This is a genomic window from Janthinobacterium sp. GW822-FHT07H10, assembly GCF_058798675.1.
Window position 1 is genome coordinate 71,581 of record NZ_JBXAKS010000008.1, and the last position, 19,840, is coordinate 91,420.

18 protein-coding genes are annotated in these 19,840 nt (G+C 62.7%); 9 read left to right on the forward strand and 9 right to left on the reverse strand.

Annotation, left to right across the window (positions count from 1 at the left end):
* Positions 1–2 precede the first annotated feature (2 nt).
* The gene (locus AC1RDJ_RS18540; RefSeq protein ID WP_071322465.1) at positions 3–1,340 is read left to right on the forward strand and encodes an ATP-binding protein; all 1,338 of its coding nucleotides are present in this window, start codon (positions 3–5) and stop codon (positions 1,338–1,340) included.
* A 139-nt stretch (positions 1,341–1,479) separates the two neighbouring features.
* Here the strand turns inward: AC1RDJ_RS18540 and AC1RDJ_RS18545 are convergent, their stop codons facing one another.
* Entirely contained in the window at positions 1,480–1,809 is a 330-nt protein-coding gene (locus AC1RDJ_RS18545) for a hypothetical protein (protein WP_071322466.1), read from the reverse strand.
* A 230-nt stretch (positions 1,810–2,039) separates the two neighbouring features.
* On the opposite strand from AC1RDJ_RS18545, the gene coaD reads away from it, so the two are divergent.
* On the forward strand, positions 2,040–3,188 hold the full coding sequence (gene coaD / locus AC1RDJ_RS18550; protein ID WP_493028345.1) for a pantetheine-phosphate adenylyltransferase: 1,149 nt from the start codon (positions 2,040–2,042) through the stop codon (positions 3,186–3,188).
* A gap of 2 nt (positions 3,189–3,190) precedes the next feature.
* Here coaD and AC1RDJ_RS18555 read toward each other — a convergent pair whose 3' ends face one another.
* From AC1RDJ_RS18555 to AC1RDJ_RS18575, 5 genes are all read right to left on the reverse strand, one after another.
* Complete coding sequence (locus AC1RDJ_RS18555; RefSeq protein ID WP_071322468.1) at positions 3,191–3,796, reverse strand: 2-hydroxychromene-2-carboxylate isomerase; 606 nt, start codon at positions 3,794–3,796, stop codon at positions 3,191–3,193.
* Positions 3,797–3,862: 66 nt separating this feature from the next.
* The gene (locus tag AC1RDJ_RS18560) at positions 3,863–4,453 is read right to left on the reverse strand and encodes a phospholipase D family nuclease (RefSeq protein WP_493028346.1); all 591 of its coding nucleotides are present in this window, start codon (positions 4,451–4,453) and stop codon (positions 3,863–3,865) included.
* 2 nt (positions 4,454–4,455) lie between these two features.
* Complete coding sequence (locus AC1RDJ_RS18565; protein ID WP_493028347.1) at positions 4,456–4,620, reverse strand: hypothetical protein; 165 nt, start codon at positions 4,618–4,620, stop codon at positions 4,456–4,458.
* A gap of 83 nt (positions 4,621–4,703) precedes the next feature.
* Complete coding sequence (locus AC1RDJ_RS18570; RefSeq protein ID WP_493028348.1) at positions 4,704–7,106, reverse strand: TonB-dependent receptor plug domain-containing protein; 2,403 nt, start codon at positions 7,104–7,106, stop codon at positions 4,704–4,706.
* 177 nt (positions 7,107–7,283) lie between these two features.
* Complete coding sequence (locus AC1RDJ_RS18575) at positions 7,284–8,069, reverse strand: PhzF family phenazine biosynthesis protein (protein WP_493028349.1); 786 nt, start codon at positions 8,067–8,069, stop codon at positions 7,284–7,286.
* Positions 8,070–8,167: 98 nt separating this feature from the next.
* Here AC1RDJ_RS18575 and AC1RDJ_RS18580 point away from each other — a divergent pair, with 98 nt between their 5' ends.
* Together AC1RDJ_RS18580 and AC1RDJ_RS18585 are read left to right on the forward strand one after the other, a co-directional pair.
* Positions 8,168–11,314: an error-prone DNA polymerase gene (locus AC1RDJ_RS18580; protein WP_493028350.1), complete on the forward strand. Its 3,147-nt coding sequence runs from the start codon at positions 8,168–8,170 to the stop codon at positions 11,312–11,314.
* Between the two features lie 39 nt (positions 11,315–11,353).
* The gene (locus AC1RDJ_RS18585; RefSeq protein ID WP_493028351.1) at positions 11,354–11,830 is read left to right on the forward strand and encodes a GNAT family N-acetyltransferase; all 477 of its coding nucleotides are present in this window, start codon (positions 11,354–11,356) and stop codon (positions 11,828–11,830) included.
* Between the two features lie 230 nt (positions 11,831–12,060).
* Here AC1RDJ_RS18585 and AC1RDJ_RS18590 read toward each other — a convergent pair whose 3' ends face one another.
* Complete coding sequence (locus AC1RDJ_RS18590; protein WP_493028352.1) at positions 12,061–12,201, reverse strand: hypothetical protein; 141 nt, start codon at positions 12,199–12,201, stop codon at positions 12,061–12,063.
* Between the two features lie 134 nt (positions 12,202–12,335).
* A complete protein-coding gene (locus tag AC1RDJ_RS18595; protein WP_493028353.1) occupies positions 12,336–13,745 on the reverse strand; it encodes an FAD-binding oxidoreductase in 1,410 nt (469 codons plus the stop codon).
* Positions 13,746–13,945: 200 nt separating this feature from the next.
* On the opposite strand from AC1RDJ_RS18595, the gene AC1RDJ_RS18600 reads away from it, so the two are divergent.
* The 5 genes from AC1RDJ_RS18600 to AC1RDJ_RS18620 all read left to right on the forward strand — a co-directional run bounded on the left by AC1RDJ_RS18600 (position 13,946) and on the right by AC1RDJ_RS18620 (position 19,303).
* Entirely contained in the window at positions 13,946–14,869 is a 924-nt protein-coding gene (locus tag AC1RDJ_RS18600; RefSeq protein ID WP_493028354.1) for a ChaN family lipoprotein, read from the forward strand.
* Positions 14,870–15,024: 155 nt separating this feature from the next.
* Positions 15,025–15,777: a tonB-system energizer ExbB gene (exbB, locus tag AC1RDJ_RS18605; RefSeq protein WP_493028355.1), complete on the forward strand. Its 753-nt coding sequence runs from the start codon at positions 15,025–15,027 to the stop codon at positions 15,775–15,777.
* Between the two features lie 3 nt (positions 15,778–15,780).
* Positions 15,781–16,206, forward strand: a complete 426-nt coding sequence (gene exbD, locus AC1RDJ_RS18610) for a TonB system transport protein ExbD (protein ID WP_071322474.1) — start codon at positions 15,781–15,783, stop codon at positions 16,204–16,206.
* Positions 16,203–16,994 (forward strand): energy transducer TonB, encoded by a 792-nt coding sequence (locus AC1RDJ_RS18615; protein ID WP_493028356.1) that lies wholly within the window; start codon positions 16,203–16,205, stop codon positions 16,992–16,994. The genes exbD and AC1RDJ_RS18615 overlap by 4 nt, the downstream gene beginning before the upstream one ends.
* Before the next feature lie 53 nt (positions 16,995–17,047).
* Positions 17,048–19,303: a TonB-dependent receptor domain-containing protein gene (locus AC1RDJ_RS18620; RefSeq protein WP_493028357.1), complete on the forward strand. Its 2,256-nt coding sequence runs from the start codon at positions 17,048–17,050 to the stop codon at positions 19,301–19,303.
* 51 nt (positions 19,304–19,354) lie between these two features.
* Here AC1RDJ_RS18620 and AC1RDJ_RS18625 read toward each other — a convergent pair whose 3' ends face one another.
* The gene (locus AC1RDJ_RS18625) at positions 19,355–19,762 is read right to left on the reverse strand and encodes a PRC-barrel domain-containing protein (protein ID WP_071322476.1); all 408 of its coding nucleotides are present in this window, start codon (positions 19,760–19,762) and stop codon (positions 19,355–19,357) included.
* Positions 19,763–19,840 lie beyond the last annotated feature (78 nt).

The window sequence follows — 19,840 nt, forward strand, 5'->3', positions numbered from 1 at the left end:
GGATGAAGGTCACGGTGACGCATTCGCTGCGCGGCCGTCTGCTGTGGTTTTTGCTGGCGGCCATCATCATGGCGGCCCTGGCGCAGGCGTCGATCGCCTACCGCAGCGCCCTGTACGACGCCGACCAGATCTTCGATTACCACATGCAGCAAATGGCCCTGTCGCTGCGCTCCGGCGCGCCGCTGGCCAACCATGCGCAAGCCTTGCCGGCCGATCCCGTCAACAACGACATGGTGGTGCAGGTATGGACGCCGGATGGCGTGCAGGTGTTCCGTTCGATCACGCGCGCGGAACTGCCGCAGCGCGCCGTGCTGGGCTTTTCCAATGTGAAGGCCAACGGCACCACCTACCGCATCTTTTCCGTGCAGACCAGTTCCCAGACCGTGCAGATCGCCCAGGACATGGCCGTGCGCAAGCGCATGGCCGGCAGCCTGGCGCTGCGCACGGTGGGTCCCATCGCGCTGATGGCGCCGATTTTGATGCTGGTCGTGTGGTGGGTGGTCAGCGGTTCGCTGGCTCCCGTCTCGCGCGTGCGCAAGCAGGTGGCGGCGCGCCAGGCGGACGACTTGTCGCCCGTCTCGGAAGCGGGCTTGCCCGACGAAGTGCGGCCGCTCGTGCATGAACTGAACCTGCTGTTCGGGCGCGTGAAGACGGCGTTCGACGCGCAGCAGCATTTCGTCGCCGACGCCGCGCATGAATTGCGCACCCCGCTGGCGGCCCTGAAACTGCAGGTATTGAGCCTGGAGCGGGCCGAATCGGCGGACAAGCGCAGCCTGGCGATTTCCCGCGTGAGCGCCGGCATCGAGCGGGCCACGCGCCTGGTCGAACAGCTGCTGGTGCTGGCGCGCCAGGAAGCGAGCGCCGCCAGCGGCGACCAGCTGCAGGCGGTGGACTTGAACGACGTCGTCAAGCGGGCGCTGGGCGACATGGCGGGCATCGCGCAGGCGCGCAAGATCGACCTGGGCCTGCACCACATGGACCCGGCCAAGGTGGCCGGCCAGGCCGACGCCCTCAACATCATGCTGCGCAACCTGGTCGACAACGCCATCAAGTACACGCCCCAGGGTGGCACGGTCGACATCGACTTGCGCGCCAGTCCCGTCGGCGTGACGCTGTCGGTGGAAGACAGCGGCCCCGGCATCCCGCCCGAGGAGCGCGAGCGCGTCTTCAGCCGCTTCTACCGCGTGCCGGGCACGGACGCCAATGGCAGCGGCCTGGGGCTGGCCATCATCAAGGCCATCGCCGAACGCCACGGCGCGCGCCTGGTGCTGGACAAGTCCGAACGCCTGGGCGGCCTGTGCGTGCGCGTGGAGTTTCCGCTTCGGCCAGTGAAAACGTGATTTCATCGTAGGCGGCCGTATTACCGGAAAACGGTGCTGGCAAAGCTGGCGGCATTGAAATAAAAAAGCCTGGAATGAGATATTCCAGGCTTTTTTATTTCAATGCCGGATTCAGGATATATATATATTCTGTGTACCGTCAGAATATGATGCCGGAGACATCTTCGCCATCGGACCAGCGCGTACACGTATTAGTGCCATACACGCTGATAACCTGGCCGCTTACCCGGGCAGCCAGCAGCATCGCCATTTGTTGTTTCCCCGTGGTCGATTTTTCATCGGCAATGATCCAGTAGGAATGGGTCGCGCAGGCGGGTTTTCCCGTGGCCTTATTTTCCATCTCAAAATAGATCATGCCATCGCTGGACCGAACGATCAGGTTCAGGACTTTTCCGCTTTGTTCCCCCGCATAGGCGATATTCGATTGCGTGGCGAATAGCAAAGCAAGCATGCTGATAAATTTATACATGATATTTCTTGTATTTTAATTAAAGAAAATGATTCTAAGTTGTATTGATAATATTGAGCAAGCAATCTGCCGCTATTTTTACCGTTGCTGCAAGGCGAGACATTTCATGGTCGATACAGTGTGATGGCAGTTGCTCGAGGTTTGATTTTTTGTGCCGTGTGCATTGACGTATGCTGGCCATATCTATATTGTCTGCGCAACAACAGCAGCCATATCAGGGAGCAAGCAGCATGAAGAAGATCGGATTTTCAGGAACCCTCGACCCCATTACCAACGGCCATATGTGGGTGATCGGCGAGGCGCGTTCGCTTGCCGACGAGGTGATCGTCTTCCTGTCGCAAAACCCCGCCAAGAAACCGCAGTTTCCCGCCGAGGACCGCAAGCGCATCATCGAGCAGAGTGCGCGCGAGTGCGGCTGGGAGAATGTGCAGGTGGTCATCGTCAAAGGGGATTACACGGCGCGCGCGGCGAAAAAGCACGGCTGCGACTACCTGATACGCGGCATCCGCACGACAGCCGATTTCGACTATGAAAACCTGATCCAGCAAACGAATGTGGACGTGCTGCAGGGGGCCAAGACCATTTTCGTGATGCCGCCGCGCGACCTCGGTTCCGTCAGCTCCAGCTTCGTCAAGGCGCTGGAAGGTCCCGTCGGCTGGAACTGGACCATGAAGAAATTCGTTCCCGGCCCCGCCTACCAGGCGTGGATCCTCGACTGCCTGCGCAAGGAATGGGAAGCGCTGTGGAATTACTCCAGCGCGGCCGAGGCCGAGATCGCCGTGTTTGACCACTGGTTCGCACACCTGACGGGACCGCAGGCGTATGGCGGCGTGGACCGCCATTATCACAACCTTGATCACCTGGTGCACGGCTTGTCCGAGATCCGTGTCTGGGCCGACAACAGCTATGCGGCCAAACGCGACAGCGCGCTGGTGAAGAAGGCATTCTGGTTCCACGACGCCGTCTACAGCCACGATGAAGACGCCCTGTATTCAAGCGAAGAGGCGAGCGCCCAGCTGTGGCTGGGCAGCGGCCTCGATGTGGGCGACAATGCTGATGTAGCGCAACTGATCCGCGCCACCGACCACTTCCAGGCTTCCTCGATTACGCATGCGTTGAAGGATGTCATGCTCAGCGCCGACCTGGCCATCCTGGGCCAGGACGACGAAGTCTATCAAGCCTACACGCAAGCGATCGGCCGCGAATACGCGCACGTCGACCCCGTGCGCTTCAAGCAGCAACGGAGCTTGGCCCTGCAGCATTTAAGCGGCAAGGCGCAGGCGGGGCAGCTGTTTGGCGATGCGTATTTCGCCAGCCAGTACAACGAGCGGGCCATTGAAAACATGCAGAAAGAGATCGCGGCGCTGGCGGCGAGCTGAGTTTAACGGCAGGCGGCCGCCGCGTGCGCCAGCGCATCCTCGAGCCGGTCATTGCCCCAGAATAGCTCGCCCGCGCTGATGAAGCTGGGCGCGCCAAACAGCTTCAGCGCCTGCGCCTGACCAGTCTGGCGGCGCAGGCGCAGCTTGTTGTCCTGTGTCAAAGCCCGCGCCAGGATGGCCGGTGCGTCCAGCCCCAGTTCCGTTAATGCCTCGCTGACCGCTTCGACGTTGTCGATCTCGCGGTCCGCGGCAAAATTCATCGTCATCATGCGCTGCGCAAACGGCGCGATCCAGCCCTGGTCGGCACCGACGAGGGCCACGCGCATGGGCAGCAGGGCGGTGCGGGGGAAGGTGCCGGGCTGGCGCCACGGCAAGCCATATTTCTCGCATAGGCGCGCCATGTCGCGCCACATGTAGTCGCCCTTGATTTTTTGCACAACGAAGGGCGACGTTTCCCATCCCAGGGCCTTGAAGACGACGCCCAGCAGGAAAGGCTTCCAGACGACGTCAACGTTCTGCTCACGCGCCAGCGCCTCGATGCGCATGGCGCTCAGGTAGCTGTAGTTGCTGCCGAAATCGAACCAGAATTCCAGTGTGGGCATAGTCATGACATCTCACCATGTGGCCGTTCAGGTTTCATCGTAGATGGATTGCAGGATGGTGAAACGATGGTTTCAACGGGCGCCGGCGTCTCTTTTGTCTGCCACGTATCGATAGTCGATACCCTTGTCCCATCGATTTTGCCAGTGGAGCAGGAACGATTTCGCCAATTCTGGGCTGTTCCATACGACAACGACATTTTCGCTATTTGACGTGGCGGCATCCCTGCTGTAGTTGAAACTCCCATTTTGAACGGACACATCATCAGCAACGATGTATTTATCATGATGCATGGCATAAACTGAAATAGTTTTCGTTGGAATGCCAGCCTTGAATAGCAGGTCGAGGACCGCAATGCTGTTCTTTCGCTGGTTTCGCCGGGCATCAACAAGTACCTGGACATCGACTCCTCGTTTCTTAGCGTTCAGCAACGCTTCTGCTATCTGGCGAGAGTTGAAGGAGTACGCGGCGAGTCTGATTTTGGAAACGGATGTATTGATGACCTTGAGAACCAATTCCTCTGCTCCACTATCAGGAGAAAATGCATTTTCAATGGTCACAGCAGGTGTGCCGGATTGGCCAGGTAGCCCTTCCGGCCGGCCGGCTCCCTGAGCTATCGACGCGAACGTAGCAGCAAAAATGGCGATAACGGCGATCTTTTTCATTATTAATAATAAGTATTGAATAAATAATCAATCTTGTCGGCGGTTTTGCCTGTGAACATAAATGATAGCGTCAATGGCATGGCAGCGCTGCTGACACCCTTCACGGTCTGATCTGGCGTCGCGCCGGCCGCCAACGCACGATTGCATCCACAGGCGAAAGCCGCCATTAATCACTCGTATCGATGACAGCGACAAAAAAACAGCGGCTGCCCACACTGGCGCAGCCGCTGTTGTCACGCGCATCGCGGGATCAGAACTTCACCCACAGCCGCCCGAAGTACGATGCGCCATTCAGGCCGAACTGCACGCTGTCGTACTTGAAACCGTTGTCCGTCTCGTCGGCGTTCTGCGTGGTCGGCTTGACGTTGAAGATGTTGTTGCCGCCAAACGTCAGCTTGGTGTTCTTGTTGATGCTGTAGGTAAAGCTCAGGTCGGCCGAGGTCTTGGCCTGGTAGCGCGCGTTCGGCACGCCTTCGGCCGTACCGCTGAAGGTGCCCAGGGTTTGCGGGCCGAAGTAGATGATGCGCAAGTCCGATTCCAGCTTGCCCGTGATGTAGTCGAAGCCCAAGGTGGCTTTCGCGCGCGGGCCGCCCTGTTCGATGAACAGGCGCTCGCGTTCGGACAGCAGCACGTCTTCGTAGCCTTTCAGCGAGTCGGGCGTCTTGACCTTCGTCACTTCCGTCTTGCTCAGGTTGAGGGCCAGGAAGCTGTTCAGGCGGTTGCCGGCCAGTTCGCCCTTGTGCGAGGCCGTCAGGTCCAGTCCCCGCGTGCGCGTGTCGATGGAGTTGACGAAAAATTGCGCCTCGCCCACGCCCAGCAAGGCCAGGCGCGCCGCCAGGTCAGGGTAGTTGTCGGCATTGAAGCGGCCCGACAGCACGATGCGGTCCTTGATCTTGATGTTGTACAGGTCGGCCGTCACGGAGATGGCTTGCGTCGGCGTCCAGGTGGCGCCGAAGGTGAAGCTGGTGGATTTTTCCTCCTTCAGCTTCGGGATGCCGGCCGCGTTGGCGACGGCGCCGCCATTGGGCGCCAGCACCACGTCGGTGGGAACGCCGCCGATGAAGTCGGTGAAGGTGGACGAGAAATACACTTGCTGCAGGGACGGCGCGCGGAAGCCCGTGCTGGCCGAGCCGCGCAGCAGCACCTCGGGCGCCACCTTATAGCTGGCGGCCAGCTTGCCCGTCACGGTGGAACCGAAATCGCTGAATTTCTCGTAGCGCAGGGCGGCCTGGGTTTTCAGGCGCTCCGTCCAGTCCAGTTCCACGTCGCCATACGCGGCGATGCTGTGGCGCCTGGCCTTGGTGGCGTCGCCGGGCTGGAAGCCGGGGAAGCCCTGGCTGCCCGCGTTGCCGCCCACGCCCACGCCGTCGGCGTCGATGTAGGAAGCTTCTTCGCCGGCCATGATCTTGTATTCCTCGCTGCGGTATTCGGCGCCGAAGGCCACGTTCATGCCGCGCATCACCGTGTCGTAATAGCGGCTGAAGTCGGCGTTGCTGGTCAGCTGCTGGAACGAGAAACCGCCCGCGTCAAAGTTGCTGGCGCTCACGCCCTTGCCGCCGGCCAGCAAGTCGCGGTTGGCGATGGATGCGTTGAGCGTATGGCTGATGTCGTAGCGCATCTTGTTGTAGCCATAGGTTTGCGAGAAATCCGCATGCCATTCGCCGATCTGGCTGCGGTGGCCGATGGTGGCGTACTGGTCGTCGATCTTGCCATTGATGAAAGGCACGAAGCCGTCCGGATACATGGCGGCCGAATTGCGCGACGGGATGTCGTCGCTGCCGATGCCGCCGCGGCCAAACGCGGCGCTCGACGCGTCGCGCGTCTGCGCGCCCGCCGTGAAGTACAGTTTTCCCGTGGTGCTGGTGGCATAGTCGCCATTCACGTACAGGGTTTTGTTCTTGGACTTGGTGTCGCCGATGATGCGCATGCTGTCCGCATCGGCGCGGTTCGAGCGGCCCCGGTCCAGGTATTCGCCCGTGATGGCAATCGTGCCCTTGTCGCCGAGGGCGATGCCGCAGTAGGCTGACGTCATGTAGTTATTGCCATCGCCGGCCGAGTACTGGCTGTAGCCGGCCACCGCTTCGCAGCCCAGGCTTTTCTTCAGTTCGATATCGATCACGCCGGCAATGGCGTCCGAGCCGTACTGGGCGGCGGCGCCGTCGCGCAGCACTTGCACATTCTTGATCGCCAGCAAGGGAATCGCATTCATGTCCGTGCCCGTGTTGCCGCGGTTGCGCGCGCCGAACAGGTTGACGAGGGCCGTCGTGTGGCGCCGCTTGCCGTTCACCAGCACCAGCGTCTGGTCGGAGCCGAGTCCGCGCAGGGCGGCCGAATCGATGAGGTCGGCCCCGTCGGCGCCCGTCTGGCGCGTGGAGTTGAACGAAGGCGAAATGTATTGCAGCGATTGCGCCAGATCAAATTGTCCGCCTTGCTCCGCCACCCTGGAAATGGGGATGATATCGACCGGCACCATGGTGTCCGTGGCGGAACTGGCGACCCGGCGCGAGCCGACCACGCTGACTGTTTGCACGGGGCCATCCGTGGCAGCCGCTTCCGTGTTCTGGGCCATGGCGGCGGGACTGAAGGCGGCCAGTGCGGCGCTGCCGTACAGACTGATGAGGACTGCTTTATGCAAGGTGGTGAGGGTCGGCACGCAGTATCTCCAGGTCGATGGTTGATGTTATTGCTCACTCGATTCTAGTGCCAACATTTCAAGACTCACCAGCGATACTTTGTTTTGTTATTACAAATTGCTAGTAACTGTTGTTTCCTGGTTGATTATCTTTTGCTTAATGCTTTGCCTGCCTTGCGCTGGTGCGGCATGCCCCATTCAGGTGCTGCGTTGCACCATGCCGCCCACCCGGATTTCATGCGCGCTGTATTGCACCTGGATCAGGCACGGCTGCTGCGTCAGGTGGCCCTGATGCAGGCGCAGCGACTGCTGCAAGTACGCTGCCAGCGCCCCTGCCGCCACGCCCGTGGCGCTGTCTTCCAGCGCCGGATCGAGGTGGTTGAAGTTGCGCCCTTCGTATTCGCCTTCGCCCGTGCGGCAATACGCATAGCAGCCGCTGACCTTATGCAGGGCGCTCCAGTCGGCGATCAATTCCAGGTTCGGCCGCAAGGCGCGCAGGGTGGTGCGGTCGGCCACTTCCAGCAGCAGCTTCGGACTGCCCACGGAAGCGATCACAGGCGGTGACGCCAGGTGCATGTGCTGGCCCATCAGTTCCGACGGCACATAGTGCTCGATGGCGACGGCGGGGGCAGGCTGGGGCGCCAGGCCGATGAACAATCCCTGCGCGCTGCGCAGCAGGTGCAAGGCTTGTCCGCGCATGGCGGTCGTGACCGTCAGTGTCGCCGGCGCGCCAGGCGCCGTCAGCAAGACGTGGCTGGCTGCCAGGGTGGCGTGCAGGCACAGGGGGCTGCGCGTGTGCGGATAGAAATAGTCGAGCACGATGCCGCCATCGGCCTGGCGGTCGATGAAGACGCAGGCGCTCACATTGCGCTCGCGGGCAAAGCGCTGGCGCCCGGTTTCGCCGCTGTCGTCGTTTTCCACGACCAGCGCCGCATTGCCGCCGCCGGGTTCGGCACCGAAACATTTTAAAAGGTGAACGATCATGGTGAGCGATGCGCAAGGTAAAACGTCAGCATAACTGAGAAGTCCCACTCAAGATGAGTATAATATACTGTGTTTATATACAGTTATTGAGGTAGATCATGGGGGGCGCAGCCTTACCCGAGTATGCTGAGTTGTACTGCCTGAGCAATTTCAGCTTCCTGCATGGCGCCTCGCATGCACAGGAGCTGGTGGCGCGCGCCGTGCAGCTCGGCTACCGCGCGCTGGCCATCACGGACGAGTGTTCGCTGGCCGGCGTCGTGCGCGCCCATGCGACGGCCAAGCGGGCCGATTTTCCCCTGATCATAGGCGCGCATTTTCACCTGACGCAGGCTGACGGCAGCCCGGCCCTGTCCTTGCTGGCGCTGGTGCGGGACCCCGAAGGCTATGGCAACCTGTCGGAACTGATCACCATGGCGCGCACGCGGGCGGCCAAGGGGCGCTATCTGCTGACCCCCGACGATCTTGCCGCGCCATCGGCCGAATTCGCCCATTTGCGGGGTTTGCCCGGCTGCCTGATGGTCTTGCTGCCCAGTTATCCGGCGCCGCTGGAAACCGTGCACGCGCAGGGGGCGTGGATGGTGTCCACCTTTGGCCGCGAACGCAGCTGGGTGGGCTTGAACTTGCTGCAGCGGGCGCAGGACGACGCGCACCGTCTTGCCGTGCAGGAAGCGGCGCAAGCGCTGGGCTTGCCCGTGGCGGCCGTGGGCCACGTGTGCATGCATGTGCGCTCGCGCAAGCCCTTGCTCGATACGCTGTGCGCGATTCGCGTGGGCAAGCCCGTGGGCGAATGCGGCTATGCGCTGGCGCAGAATGCGGAACAGCATCTGCGTGCGCGCTTGCGCCTGGCCAATGTGTATCCGCCGCAGGCGCTGGCGGAAACCGTGCGCATCGCCGACATGTGCACATTTTCGCTCGACAGCCTGCGTTATGACTATCCCGACGAACTGGTGCCGCGCGGCCACACGCCAGCGACTTATTTGCGCCAGGAAACGTATGCGGGCGCGCGCCTGCGCTTTCCGCTGGGCATACCTGCCAACGTGCAGGAGCAGATCGAGCAGGAGCTGGCGCTGATCGCCGAGCTGTCGTATGAAGCCTACTTTTTGACCGTGTACGACATCGTGCACTTTGCGCGCACGCAAAACATCCTGTGCCAGGGCAGGGGCTCGGCCGCCAATTCGGCCGTCTGCTATTGCCTGCACATCACGGAAGTGGACCCGGCGCGCGGCAATTCGCTGGTCGGGCGCTTCATGTCGCGCGAGCGTAATGAACCGCCCGATATCGACGTCGATTTCGAGCACCAGCGGCGCGAAGAGGTCATTCAATATATCTACGGCAAATATGGCCGCGAGCGGGCCGCGCTGGCGGCCGTGGTGATCAGCTACCGGCCGAAGAGCGCCTTGCGCGACAGCGGCAGGGCGCTGGGGATCGACCTGGCCATCGTGGAAAAAGTGTCCAAGGCGCATCGCTGGTTCGACGGCAAGCGCGATCTGCTGGACCGCCTGGCCGAATGCGGACTCGACCCGGAGGCGGAATTGTCGCAGCAGTGGGCCGGCCTGGCGCAGCAACTGCTGGGATTTCCCCGCCACTTGTCCCAGCATCCGGGCGGCTTCGTCATTGCGCATGGAAAATTGTCGCGCCTGGTGCCGATTGAAAACGCCACCATGGCCGAGCGCAGCGTCATCGAGTGGGACAAGAATGACCTCGAGGAACTGGGCTTGATGAAGGTCGATGTGCTGGCGCTGGGCATGCTGTCGGCCCTGCGTCGCGCCCTGGAGCTGGTGGGGGCGCGGCGCGGCGAGGAATTCCGCCTGCAGGATATTCCCCGCGAAGACCCGGCCACCTACGACATGATGTGCCTAGCCGACACCATCGGCGTGTTCCAGATCGAGTCGCGCGCGCAGATGAGCATGCTGCCCCGCCTGCGGCCCCGTGAATTCTACGACCTCGTCATCGAGGTGGCGCTGGTGCGTCCCGGCCCCATCCAGGGCGGCATGGTGCATCCGTATCTGCAGCGGCGCCAGAAAAAGGAGCCGGTCGACTATCCGAAGGGCCTGGAAAAGGCCCTGGGGCGCACCCTGGGCATCCCGATCTTCCAGGAGCAGGTGATGCAGGTGGCCATCATCGCCGCCGATTTCACGCCGGGCGAGGCGGACCAGTTGCGGCGCGCCATGGCGGCCTGGAAACGCAAAGGCGGCATGAACAATTACAAGGAACGCATCGTCGAAACGATGGTCAAAAATCAGTATGAGCGAAAGTTCGCGGAAGCCATCTTCAGCCAGATCGAGGGCTTTGGCGAATACGGTTTTCCCGAGTCGCACGCGGCCAGTTTCGCCCTGCTGACGTATGCCAGTTCCTGGCTGAAATGCCACGAACCGGCCGCTTTCCTGTGCGCCTTGCTCAATAGCCAGCCCATGGGCTTTTACAGTCCCTCACAACTGGTGCAGGATGCGCGCCGGCATGGTGTGCGAGTGCAGCCCGTCGACGTGGCTGTCAGCGGCTGGGAGGCAACGCTGGAAGCGGCGGGGGAGCAGGGCGCCGCGCCCGCCGTGCGCCTGGGCTTGAACAGCCTGTTCGGCATGCGCGCAGAGGCCGCCCGGCGCATCGAGGATGCGCGCGCCATCGCCGCCTTTGCGGACGTGGCCGACCTGGCCCGGCGTGGCGGCCTGGATCGCCATGACTTGCAGGTGCTGGCCGCTGGCAACGCGCTGCACGCGCTGGCCGGTCACCGCCGCGCGGCGCTGTGGCAGGCGGCTGGCGCCGTGCCGGACAAGGATCTGCTGCGTTCCACCACGCATGAGGAGGACTTGCCCGCGCTGCCCGCACCGACGGAAGGCGAGGCCATCGTCAGCGATTACCGCGCGCAGGGGCTGACCCTGGGGCGCCACCCGCTGGCGCTGCTGCGTACGCAGTTGCTGGCGCAGCGCTTCCTGCCCGCCTCCACGCTGATGACTTACACGAACGGGCAGGTGGCGCGCGCCTGCGGCATCGTCACCGTGCGTCAGCGGCCTGGCACGGCCAAGGGCGTCATCTTCATGACCCTGGAAGACGAGACGGGCACGGTGAACGTCATCGTCTGGCCAGACCTGGTGGAAAGCCAGCGGCGCGAAGTGCTGAGCGCGCCGCTGCTGGGCGTGTATGGCGTGTGGCAGAGGGAAGGCATCGTACGCAACCTGGTGGCCAGGCGCCTGGTCGACATGTCGCATTTGCTGGGACGCTTGCGTACCAGCAGCCGCGATTTTTGCTGAGTGTTGTATAAAAGGATGCCGGCATGGCATGATTTACGCATGACACCCTTGCCCGAACCGACTCTGCGTCCCGCCCTGGTGGCGGACGCGCCCGCCATCGTTGCCCTGATCGACGACTTGATGCCTTTTTTGACCCTGCACCCGGACGGTGCGGGAGCGGAAAAGTTCATCGAGCATTGCCGCCAGCCGGCCATCGAAGGCTATCTGTCGCAGAGCCGCTACGCCTACCAGCTCGCGCATATCGATGGCGAACTGGCCGGCGTGGTGGCCATGCGCGACAACACGCATCTGTTCCACATGTTCGTGCCGCGCGCGCTGCACCGGCGCGGCATGGCGCGCCGGCTGTGGCAGGCGGCGCGTGACGCTTCCATCGCCGCCGGCAATACGACGGGCTTTACGGTGAACGCCTCCCTGTATGCCTTGCCTCTGTATGCGCGCCTGGGCTTTGTCGCCACCGGACCGAAGGTGGAGATGGATGGCATCGCCTTCGTGCCGATGCGCATGGCACTGGATTGACTATCCACCCAGGAGCGGGGACCTCAGCGACCTGGTGCCCGTCGCGTATCTGTGCGCACTTCCATCAATAGCCCGCGCTGTTGCAGAATGATTCTGCCAACAAGGAAGGCGATTCCCCAGCTGAACATGGCAACCGCAAGGAACAGTGTCCGGCCATCCGGTTCCTGATAGTGTCGAAATAAATGGCTGCATCCGCACACAAGACCGCTGACGCCAAACAGCAATAATGGCTACACATCGGCGATGAAGTTCGCATAGGCGCCGGGGCCACATTGTGCGTCCACTTGCAGCTTGTCCGGGAAGGTATGGACGCAATAATAGGCCATGCCGCATATCCAGATAGCGGCGGCAATGGCTTTTGAGATGCTCATCGTTGATCCTGAAAGGGGTGGTCTTAATGCCAGGCGCGCCACATTACACCATCAAGCGAGCAGAGCCAAGCGATGACAGCAAGGGACCGCCGGCCAGGCTACGCCCCCTGCATGCGTTTGACCTGCCTGACGCATTACCACCTGACGATCTTGCCTGGATTCATGATGTTCTTCGGATCCAGCGCGTGCTTGACGGCGCGCATGGTGTCGATGGCGCCTACACCGTGCTCCTCCACGAGGAAGGCCATCTTGTGCATGCCCACGCCGTGCTCGCCCGTGCAGGTGCCGTCCATGCCGATGGCGCGCGTGACCATGTCGCTGTTGACCTTTTCGGCGCGCGCGATGTCGGCCGGATCATCGGGGTCGACCAGCATCTGCACGTGGAAATTGCCGTCACCCACATGGCCGATGATGGCGTAGACGAGGCCCTGCGCTTCGCAATCGGCCTTGGTGGCCAGGATGCACTCGGCCAGGCGCGAAATCGGCACGCAGCAATCGGTGGAAATGGCGCGGCTGCCGGGGCGCATCTGCAGCAGCGCGAAATACGCGTTGTGGCGCGCGGCCCACAGGCGCGAGCGTTCTTCGGGGCGGCTGGCCCACTCGAAATCGCTGGCGCCGTGTTCTGCCGCGATGTCTTGCACCAGCTGCGCCTGTTCGGCGACGCTGGCCGGCGTGCCGTGGAACTCGAACAGCAGCAGCGGTTTTTCCGGCAGCGCCATCTTGTCGTAGGCGTTGATGGCTTTCACGCCGTTTTCATCGAGAAACTCGACCCGTGCCACGGGCACGCCCATCTGGATGGTTTGGATCACGGCACTGACGGCTTCGCCCGTGCCGGGGAACGAGCACACGGCCGCCGAGATCGCTTCCGGCAGCGGGTACAGTTTCACCGTCACTTCCGTGATGATGCCCAGCGTCCCCTCGCTGCCGACGAACAGGCGCGTCAGGTCGTAGCCGGCCGACGATTTTTTCGCCCGCGTGCCCGTTTTGATGATGCGGCCATCGGCCGTCACCACCGTCAGGGCCAGCACGTTTTCGCGCATCGTGCCGTAGCGCACGGCGTTCGTGCCCGAGGCGCGCGTGGCCGCCATGCCGCCCAGCGAGGCATTGGCGCCCGGGTCGATGGGAAAGAACAGGCCCGTGTCGCGGATTTCCTCGTTGAGTTGCTTGCGCGTCACCCCGGCCTGCACGGTGGCCGTCAAGTCTTCACCATGCACTGCCACCATCTGGTGCATTTGCGACAGATCAATCGTGACGCCGCCATGCAGGGCCAGCACGTGGCCTTCGAGCGAGGTGCCGCTGCCGTAGGCGATGACGGGCACGTCGTGCGCGCTGCACAGCTTGACGGCGGCCGCCACTTCCTCGGTGGAATGGGCGAAGATGACGGCGTCCGGCAGCATGGGGGGATAGCTCGACTCGTCGCGGCCATGGTGTTCGCGCATGGCTTGCGTCATGGAAAAGCGGTCGGCAAAAATCAGGGAAAGTACGGCAGCAAGGGATTCCGGCAGCGGTTTTTTCAGTGCCGCCAACTGGTCAGTATGGTTCACGCGTGTCCTCCGTTTATTTTATTCTACTCTGCAACTGCGGATTGCAGCGGAGCCGTCATCCTGGATTTTTGCCCATTGTAAAAAAATCAGCGGGGAGTGCCGTGTCTTGGTTGTAAATGAGAATCATTTCTATTAGAATGCCCGCCTGAGTGTTTTTGCAACAGCTTTGATCCGCAGCTTTGACCCGAAAGGCCATGCCCATGAAATTTCCCCTGTCCCTCTCCGCTGTCCTGCCCGCCTGCGTGCTGGCCCTGAGCGCCTGCAGCAGCGTCGCGCCGGCAGGCAGCGTGGCCACCGGCACTGCCGCCGCCACGCCTGCCGCTGCGCCAGAGGTGCGCCAGCTGGGCGAGATCGTCGACCTGCGCAGCGGCCAGCGCCTGAGCGCCGAGCAACTGCTGGCCCAGCTGGCCGCCGCGCCGCGCGTCATCATCGGCGAGCAGCATGACCAGCTCAGTCATCACCGGATCGAGCAATGGCTGTTGCAGCAGCTGCAGGGCCGGCGCCCGCAAGGCAGCGTGCTGCTGGAAATGCTGAATCCGGACCAGCAAGCCAAGGTGGACAAGGTCAAGCCGTGGCTGCAGACGGATCCCGTCGTGCGTCCCGAGCACGTGGCCGAGCTGGTGGCGTGGCAGCCGAACTGGAAGTGGGAGCAGTATGGCGACCTCGTGATGACCGTGATGCGCGCGCCGTATCCCGTCTGGTCGGCCAACCTGGACCGTAGTGAAATCAAGCAAATGTTTGCCGACAAGCCTGGCGTGCAGGGCAAGCATTCGAACCTGGCCAACGACGGCAAGGTGCATGGCAAATTAAAGGACATCATCCGCGTCATGCATGACAACCAGATCGACGAGCCGCGCCTGGCCGCCATGCTGTCGGTGCAGCAACAGCGCGACCGCCGCATGGCCGAGCGCCTGCTGGCCGCGCCGGCGCCGGCCGTGCTGATCGCCGGCGCCTACCATGCGCACAAGGACCTGGGCGTGCCGCTGCATGTGCAGGACTTGACGGGCGGTCCCGCGCCGCTGGTGCTGGTGCTGGCCCGCCAGGGCGCCGAGGTCAAGGCGCCGCAGGCGGACTTCGTGTGGTTCACGCCGGTTGCGGCGCCCGCCGTCGCCAGCGCCAGGTAAGGCGTTTGACGTCAGTCGTTTGATATCGCCGGGCATTCTGCCCGGCACTCTCCCCCCAGCAAGCTCCTCCATAGCAGCCAGGTAGTCCGTCCGATTTTTTTGCATGCGCGTGCGCGCCGTTGGCGCAGCCATGCCTGTTGATTGTTGAAGCTCCCATGCGTACCCCTTCGTCCTGTCTCCAAGCCGCTACCTGCGGCGTCGTTCTTTCCCTGTTGCATGCCGGCGCGCAAGCGTCCGCGCTGCCGCATGACATGTCGCCGCTGGGCATGTTTATCGCCGCCGACCAGGTGGTGAAAAGCGTCCTCATCGGTTTATTGACCGCCGCGCTGGCCACCTGGGTGGTCTTGCTGGTGAAGGGCGCCAGTTTGCTGAAAGCCCGGCGCGACGCGGCGCATGCCGTCGCCGTGCTGAAGCAGGCCACGTGCTTGGCGGATGCGGCAATAAAGAGCGGGGCGTCGTTGCTGGCCCAAGGTTTGCTCGATGATGTACAGCAGGAACTGAATTTGTCGCACGCCCATGCGCCGGCGCCAGCGTTGAAGGAGCGCGCCGGTTTTCGCCAGGAACAGTTGATCGCGCACAAGGTACGCAACATGACGCAAGGCATCGGTCTCCTGGCCAGCATAGGCGCCGTGGCGCCGTTCGTTGGCCTGTTCGGCACCGTGTGGGGCATCATGAACAGTTTCATCGGCATTGCCGTCAGCCAGAGCACGAACCTGGCCACCGTCGCGCCGGGCATCGCGGAAGCCTTGCTGGCGACAGCGCTGGGCCTGGTGGCGGCCATCCCCGCCGTCGTCATCTATAACGTGCTCAGCCGTGGCATCAATCAGTACAAGGCGCAGCTGCGCGCCGCCTCGGCGCAAGTGCTGCTGATGCTGAGCCGCGACCTCGACACGCGCAAGCAGGCCTGAGCCATGGCCAGCCTGTTCCCTTCCCAGGATGACGCTACGGCCGACATGCCGGAGTTGAGCGAGATCAATGTCACGCCCTTCATCGACGTGATGCTGGTGTTGTTGATCATCTTCATGGTGGTCTCGCCGCTGGCCACCGTCGACCTGAAGATCGACTTGCCGGCCGCCACGGCCAAGCCCGAGCCGCGCCCCGAAAAACCGCTGTTCGTTTCACTGAAGGCCGACCACAGCCTGTACCTGGGCGAGTCGCCTGTCGCGCGCGCGCAACTGGGCCGCCTGCTCGACGCGCAGACGGGCGGCGACCGCCAGCGCACGCTGTTTTTCCAGGCTGACAAGCAGGCCGCGTATGAAGACGTGCTGGGCGTGATGGATGCCTTGCGGCAGGCCGGCTACCTGAAAGTGGGCCTGGTGGGCCGGGAGGGCGGGTGAGTGCGCCGTCCATGCTGGCGCCGCGTCCCGTCCTGAACTGGGGCATCGCCACGGCGCTGGTGGTGTCCACGGCGCTGGCCTTGCTGCTGTGGGCCGGCTGGCAGCCTGCGATGGTCACGCCCGCCAATCCGGCGGCCAGCGTGATGGTGGTGTTTGCCGCGCAGGCGATGTCGCCGGAGACGCAGCAGGCGGCTGCGGCAGGGGCGCGCCAGTCGGTGGCGTCCAGCGCGGCCCGGCCGCCAAAGAGCACCGTCCGGCAACAGGCGCTACCCGTGCTGGCGCGCGCCGCCGCGCCGGAGATCGTTGCGGCGGAAAAAGAGGAGAAGGCGGTGGCCAGTCCATCAACGGAGCCGGGCAAGGATGCCGCCAAGGAAGCGGCATTGCCCGCGCAAGCCAGCAGCAGTGCCACGCCGGCACCCTCCGCCGTGCGCGGCCCGCAGGCGGCGCCGTTGAATAGCGACACGCCGTCGTCCAGCGCGGCGCCGGCCAGCTGGCAAAGCCGGGTGCTCGGCCACCTGGCCCGCTTCAAGCGCTATCCGGGCGATGCGCGCCAGCGCAAGCGGGCCGGCGCCGCCTGGGTGCGCTTCCAGGTGGACCGCGACGGCAAGCTGCTGTCCAGCGAATTGATCACCTCATCGGGCACGGTGCTGCTCGACCGCGAAGCGCTGCAAGTGCTCGAGCGCGCGCAACCGCTGCCTGCGCCGCCCGGCAACGTATTGCACCAGGGCACGGTGACCGTCACCTTGCCCGTCTCGTTCAAGCTGGAAGCGGGACAAGACAAGGCATGAGGATGCCGATTGCTTTTCATTAAAAAAATCTGACCATAACAAATCGAGGGTGTATGCATATCAAGAGAATGGCGCAAGCCGTGGGCGTTTGCATGGCGTTGCTGGCGCAGCAGGCGCAGGCGCAGGAAAATAGCGCGGGCAAGGTGGAGTTTTCACCGCTGAATGTATCGGGTGAAATGGTGTCCGTGGAACAGCAGGCGCTGGAAAAGCCGGGCGCCGTCAGCGCGCGCGGCCCCGATACGCGCCTGCAGAGCGTGGACCAGATCGTGCGCGGCATGCCGGGCACGTTCACGCAGATTGATCCGGGACAAGGCGCCATCAGCGTGAATATCCGTGGCTTGTCCGGCATGGGCCGCGTCAACATGATGGTCGATGGCGTGACGCAGAATTACTACGGCAGCGCGCCGTCGGATGTGTCGCATGGCGGCGTGCCCGGCAGCCAGTTCGGCACCCTGATCGACCCGAACTTCATCATCGGCGTGGATGTGTCACGGGGCAATGCCGTCGGCAGCGACGGCATCAATGCGCTCGGCGGCAGCGCCAATTTCCGCACCATCGGTGTCGATGACGTCGTCTTCGCAGGCGAAAAGACGGGCGCGCGCACGAAGATGTCGGCCGGCAGCAACGGCGTGGGACGCAGCGCCATGCTGGCTGTGGGCATGAAAAACCCCGCCTTCGACGGCGGCAGCGTGGGTTTCCTGGCGGCTAGCAGCGCGAGTGTCATCGGTAACAACTACAAGAATGGCAAGGGTACGGACAGCGAGGAATTCGGCTTCGGCTACAACCGTTTTTACAAGCAGAAGCCAAAGTCGCAATTGCTCAAGCTGGACTTGAAACTGAGCGACTTCCACGCACTGGAACTGTCGGCGCGCGATTACCGCAACACGTTTACGCGCCGCGACATCCAGAGTAATGATTACTATGTGAAATATCACTACACGCCGTTTTCCGAATTGATCGACCTCAATGTGATCGCCAGCAGCAGCCGCGGCAATCAGAAATACATGCCCGAGGCCTTGATGAATTTCGTCAACACCAACGCGGCCAACCGCGCCGACGCCGTCGACATCAATAACACCAGTAGCTTCAGGCTGGCCGGTGGCGACGCGCTGGTGACGGTGGGCGGCAAGTTGATGCGCAATGAGTACAGCAAGCACGTGGAAAGCCTGGTGCAGGACCCGGACAATCCCGATGCCAACCAGCAATCGATTGAAAACAATACGTTTGGCCCCACGGGCAAGCAAAAGATCGACAGCCTGTACGCGGGCCTGCAGTACAACCGCGGCATCTATCAAGTCCATGCGGGATTGAACTACACGCGCTTCGAGCTGACCGGCTACAAGCCCGCCTGCGACGAGCGCGTGAAGTGCTTCCCGCAGGGGGCGGCGCATATCGCGCTGAAGGAGCATGGCATCAACCCGTCGCTGCTGGTTTCCGCGCAGGTGGCGCCGTGGTTCCAGCCGTTCGCCAGCGCCGAGCGCACCATGCGCGGCCCGAATCCGCAGGAAGTGTTTTTCTCGAATGACGGCGGGGCGTCGATGAACCCCTTCCTGAAGGGCGAGAAATCGACCACCTACCAGCTGGGTTTTAATTCCAGCCTGCATGGCTTGCTGACTGCCAACGACGCGCTGAACTTCAAGGCCCTGTATTTCAAGAGCAAGATCGATGGCTATATCACCAGCCAGTCCTTCCTCGTCTGCGATGGCGGCCGCAAGTGCAATATGGCGGAAGTGCTGGCCACGGACTGGCAGACGGTCGATGAGTACGTGACGAATATGTATATCTACATCAACTCGGCCACGCCCGTGCGCACGCGCGGCTGGGAGCTGGAAGCGCAATACCAGCTGGGGCCGGCCTATGCGCGCCTGTCGTACACGCGCGAAAAGACCAGCCAGCCCACCTCGATCGCCAGCGCGTGGTTTGGCGCGGCCGATATCAGCGAGCTGCCCAGCACGTATTACAACCTCGACGTGGGCACGCGCCTGCTCGACAACAAGATGGAGCTGGGCGCCATCATCAAGCACACGGGCGCCAACCGCCGCCTGTCGCCGGAAAATAATACGGATGAAGTGACGGGCGACATCGTCAAGGTCGACAATCCGAAGATCCCGGCCGTGATCGACCTGTATGCCAGTTACCAGGTGACGAAAAACCTGTTCCTGCGCCTGTCCGTGCAGAACGCCATGGACAAGGATTACTCGGAAGCGCTGAACCGGCTGAACTCGATGCCGTCGCAGTCGAACGAGAATACGCCGATGAGCACGGCGCGCGGCAGGACGTATGTGGCAGGGCTGGAATACCGCTTTTAAGGTGGGCGTGACACCACCCCGGTGCCTGGCGCCGGGGTGGTTGCGGCGAGCTTAGTAGTCGCGCGGGGTGGTTCCATAATAGCTGTGGATGGAGTTCACCCACGTGGTATCGGCCATGTTCGGCCAGTTATCCGTGTCGAAGCCTGGTGCGTTTTCGATGCGTTCCTTGTCGACGTTGAGCGTGAAGCGCTTGTTGACGGTGTCGAGCAGCAGCGCTTCCCAGGGCACGGCGAACAGCTTTTCGCCGATGGTGAAGACCCCGCCGTGCGACATGACGGCATAGGCGATCTTGCCGCTGCGCATGTCGATCATGATTTCCTTGATTTCGCCCAGGTGTTCATCCTTGGCGTTGTGCACATGGTCGCCGATCAGGGTGTCTGCACCCATCAGTTCAGGGCCGGGGCCTTTATGGCCGCGGTTGACATACATGCCGTAGGCGTCGCGTTCTTCGTAGCTCATGATGATCCTCCGTTGAAAAATTCCAGTCTGGGCGCATGTCGTGGCAGGGTCTGTTCGCTCGCCCACACAACATATGGA